The sequence below is a fragment of the Piscibacillus sp. B03 genome, from assembly GCF_052246295.1.
In the GTDB taxonomy this organism is placed as follows: domain Bacteria; phylum Bacillota; class Bacilli; order Bacillales; family Alkalibacillaceae; genus Piscibacillus.
In genome coordinates this window covers 1-4,241 of sequence record NZ_JBQQCO010000056.1, presented here as the reverse complement: position 1 = coordinate 4,241, position 4,241 = coordinate 1, and the positions used below count along the sequence as shown (strand labels likewise).

Sequence of the window (4,241 nt, the reverse complement as noted above, 5' to 3'; positions counted from 1 at the left end):
CAAGCTGCTGGGTTGGCAACTGAAGAAGAAGCCACCATTACGACCTAAAGGTCGATCATATAAATAATGCAGCTAACTTAATACAGATGGAACGTCGTCATTTACACAAACTTTTTGACACTCCCAATTCAAAAAAATCACCACCAAATATTAATTAATAATAATATAAACTAATAATGTGCCCAACCATTTACCGGTATTAGAGCAAAGTTGATGAACTCCTATTCTTAAAAAGTGTGAATTTGGGAATTGACCATTATAAAACAAAGATGTACTTGCTAAATAAGTACCTGAGTTTACAGTGCCCATAATGATAAATAAAACGATTAGTATTGAGATATTATATTCAAAGGGGCTGGTTATAACTAAGATTATTAAAACGTGCAAAGAGATACTTAGTAAAAACGATTTAATATTACCTAAATACATTATTATTTTTTGCCAGAGCAATTGTCCAAATGCATGGACTATTGCTTGTATAGTTAGCATTAATCCAATAAGTTCACTTGTTAAATCTAGATTTATTTCTAACTTAAAAGGGATATAGGCATACCAAAATGTAAAAATAGTTAGATCAAGGATGATAAATACTATCCCAACCTTTGTAACAAAAGGATATCGCCCTATATGAAATAGTTTGAGTGTATCTTTATTAAATAACCGTAAGTCTTTAATCGCGAAATTATCAAGTTTGTTTTTACTTTCTACCCATAAAAAACTCAGTACAATTAGTATTACGTTAGAAATTATTAGAATCACTAATGCAGATGTTCTGGCAAACGTCCCTCCCGCTATCAATCCAGATAGCATAAAACCTAATGCAATTCCAAACACTCTTAAAAAGTTAAAGTTGCCAAGTTTTTTTCTTAGTTCATTTATTTCTGGAGAGTTCGTTGCCAGTTTAAGGTTATATACTTCGGTAGAGACAAGGCTAAAACCGGTAAATAAAGCTAAAATTCTAAATGAAAGTAAAGATTCGACTATTCCGGTGAAGGTTAATATAAAGCCAATGCTTGTTATAATGTTTAATATCCAAACCATCTGCATTAAGATAAAGGTTACTCTGTCGGAAAACAGAAGGAAAAGTACTATAGCAATACCTGCAAACCCTACTAGAGGTAAAGCTGATAAATATTTAGGTTGACTAATGTATAATAACGGGACACTTACTAAGAAAAATATATTAAGAAATCTTATAACTAAGGTATTATAACTAACTACCTTAAAATGTCTCTCATTCATTTATTGTTGTGCCACTAAGTTACTAGATTTTTGCATAATTGTATCAGCCACAACTAACCCAGTTGTCGCAGCTTGTACAATTCCTCTTGCTGCCCCCATCGCATCGCCAACCACATAAAAATTATCTTGAGAAGTTTCCAACTTTTCATTGACTTTGACTTTATCCCAACAGAGCTCCCATACAGGCGCATGTAATAAAGTGTCTTCATTACTTAATTCAGGACTAATGTTCGCTAATTCTTGTATGAAGATCTCTACAGCTTCGGTAACATAGTTTGGTAGAACCCACTTTAAGTTTGTAGGTGTAGCACTCGGTAAGGTTGATTTAATGGTATTGTTGTTTAAATCTTCTTCAGAAGTAGGATTGTTAGAGATAAAATCACCTAATCTTTGTACGATTGTTGCTTTTTTAGGAGATATATCATTAATCGCTTGGATAATGCCTAATTGTACTTTCAATGGATCAATATGTTCAGGGAACTTTTTCCTAACAAGTAGCCCAAAATTTCCGTTATCAGACTTCTTATTTTGCCAAGAAAATCCACTAATTGTACTTATCTTTCTGTCTGGAAGATAGTTATCATAAAAACAATTTACTAAGTATCCCCCGCCACACAAACAAAATGTTCTAGCTTCTACATCCTTAATTTTCTTCTTAAACTTTGCATCTAAATGTTCTTGAGAGAAACAATTAACTGCTGATTTGCTACTTTCGACTCTTACACCTAATTCAATTGCATTATAATTAACTTCAACGTTCAATGATTCAAATACATCTCTTAATATTTGACCGGACGCTTTTCCTGTACTCATGACAAGGCTATTACACGAAATGTTGTATTCCATGTTTCTTTTGCCTTTTAAATCCAAAAGATAATTGTCTCCAACTTTCTTTGCATATGTAAATTTGGTTTCATAAATTAGATTTAGACCCAATTCACGTAATTCATCTTCTAACCTTGAACAATATTCTTGAATGCCTTCCGTCCCCACATGATAAACACCATAATTCTTTAGTTCTAACTCCTCACTAGCTTGATCACCACTACCCAAACTATTAGTGTTGTTAGTATTTGATTCCGTAAACTCATAATCACTCAAGGTGTGTTTTATTGTATCGACAATCTCTTGATTTAATTGAATAATTTTTCCTTCATCGTTCAATATCTTCATTAATCCACTCCCGGCTGGGTAAACCGATAACTTTCCATCCGAAAACATCCCTGCGCCACCGAAGCCTTCAACTGCATGGCATGTTCTACACTGAGTACAGTTTCCTTTTTCAGCTAATGGGCAAAACCTCCTGTTTATAGCTCGTCCACTATCAATAAGTGCTACGCTTTTGTTGCTCTCCTTCAATAATTTCCTAGCCAAAAAAAGACCAGCTGGACCTGCTCCTACAATAACAACATCGTAATGTTCCAATATCCCTCTCCCCTTTTTCATTAAAATAAGATTTAAGCTCTATCATACCAATATACATTCACATTTGAATTTCCTAACAAAAGGAAGAAATGCAGTGAGAATTTTATTTAACTAAGTTTATCTTAGTATTTCTAATTAAATATAATAATAGGAATATTTTATGAAGAATGGCGTTTAGTAATAGTGAGCTATTTTAAGGGTTTAAATCTAAAATATGTTTCATGACTAAATAAAAGACAAGATAAGAAGTCGAAAAAGATTTCTATAAGATTATTTATAAATGGTATAATTTTATAAAATATTGAATTTATACTAATACCAATTGACTAAAATCTTATATAATAATAAGATTTTGACTTAATTTCTCTAGAAAACTACGAATATCTTAGGAAATATAATAATAGGCATATTTTATTGAAAAAATTCCAGAATATTGATAAAACGGAGATGGGGAATAAATGAACTTGAATAAATTTAATGAGGTTTTAAAAGAGGCGCGGATCAATGCAAAAATGACACAATCTGAATTAGCTAAAGGTATCTGTACTCAAGCCCAAATTAGTAAACTTGAGAAGGGTGATGAATTTCCCTCCAGTATTACTCTTTATCTCATTTCTAAAAAGTTAGGTGTTGATGCAGAATATTTCTTTAGGCAAATTGAATCAACCAGAGTCGATTATATTGATGAAGTTAAGAGTATTGCAAAAAAATACAAACGTGAAAAAGCTTATTACAAATTGAATGAACTAATTGATGATCAATTGAAAACCCCATTGGCTCGAGAAAGCATTGATTTTTATCAATTTCTTTTATGGCATAAAGGAATAAGTATTTATTATATAAAACAAGATAAGTTGATTGCTATTAAGTTACTAACGAAAGCTTTAAAGATGAAACATAAAAATTTAAACAAAGAAAGAGAAATAGAGATTCTTAATAGCATTGGCATTATTCTATACGATGATAAGAATTTTCAATTATCTTTAAAGGTGTTTGAGAGTGCAATTACAAAGGTCAATCAAAAGCCTGTTTTGAAAGACTTTACAATTCCATTAAGACTATTATATGGAGCTTCAAAATCTTCTCTTGCTCTAGAAAAAGTGTCAAGCTCCCTAAATTTCTGTGAAAAAGGGATATCTGTATGTAAAGATTATGAAACACTTTTCTTATTAGGTGAATTATATTATCAGAAGGCTAGATGTTTGAAAAGATTAAAAGATTTAAAAGCGGATATATTTTTTGAAAAAGCAATAAATACATTCTTATTACAAGACAACACAGACTATGCAGAAATTGTTGAAGAAGCATACCAAGATTATCAAGAAGAGTTGAAAGAGGGGGTGTAGGTTATGCTAAAAAGATTAATGCTAATAGGTTTTGGCATAGTATTTACTTTAACAATAATTCAATCATTTTATAGTACCGAACTAGCATCCGAAGAAATCACAACGGATATTATAGAAAAAAGTGAAGAAAAAGATTTACCTGGTCAACACTAAAAAAAAGCCGATTCAAAAGTATACGCTTTTGAATCGGCTTTTTTTAATATCTAATAATATTAATCATTTAATTAC

General features: G+C 31.2%; 4 protein-coding genes. 2 read left to right on the top strand and 2 right to left on the bottom strand.

Annotated features, from left to right (window positions below; genetic code table 11):
* Positions 1 to 150 precede the first annotated feature (150 nt).
* Complete coding sequence (locus ACTWQB_RS16775) at positions 151 to 1,242, bottom strand: hypothetical protein (RefSeq protein WP_443140308.1); 1,092 nt, start codon at positions 1,240 to 1,242, stop codon at positions 151 to 153.
* Complete coding sequence (locus ACTWQB_RS16770; RefSeq protein WP_443140307.1) at positions 1,243 to 2,667, bottom strand: NAD(P)/FAD-dependent oxidoreductase; 1,425 nt, start codon at positions 2,665 to 2,667, stop codon at positions 1,243 to 1,245.
* 458 nt (positions 2,668 to 3,125) lie between these two features.
* On the opposite strand from ACTWQB_RS16770, the gene ACTWQB_RS16765 reads away from it, so the two are divergent.
* Both ACTWQB_RS16765 and ACTWQB_RS16760 read left to right on the top strand, forming a co-directional pair.
* The gene (locus tag ACTWQB_RS16765) at positions 3,126 to 4,013 is read left to right on the top strand and encodes a helix-turn-helix domain-containing protein (RefSeq protein WP_443140306.1); all 888 of its coding nucleotides are present in this window, start codon (positions 3,126 to 3,128) and stop codon (positions 4,011 to 4,013) included.
* A 3-nt stretch (positions 4,014 to 4,016) separates the two neighbouring features.
* The gene (locus tag ACTWQB_RS16760; protein WP_443140305.1) at positions 4,017 to 4,166 is read left to right on the top strand and encodes a hypothetical protein; all 150 of its coding nucleotides are present in this window, start codon (positions 4,017 to 4,019) and stop codon (positions 4,164 to 4,166) included.
* Positions 4,167 to 4,241: the final 75 nt, after the last annotated feature.

What these genes read in the sequence shown, in the direction of transcription:
- ACTWQB_RS16775 (WP_443140308.1), bottom strand. Translation starts at nt 1,242, where the DNA reads ATGAATGAGAGACATTTTAAGGTAGTTAGTTATAATACCTTAGTTATA.
- ACTWQB_RS16765 (WP_443140306.1), top strand. Translation starts at nt 3,126, where the DNA reads ATGAACTTGAATAAATTTAATGAGGTTTTAAAAGAGGCGCGGATCAAT.
- ACTWQB_RS16760 (WP_443140305.1), top strand. Translation starts at nt 4,017, where the DNA reads ATGCTAAAAAGATTAATGCTAATAGGTTTTGGCATAGTATTTACTTTA.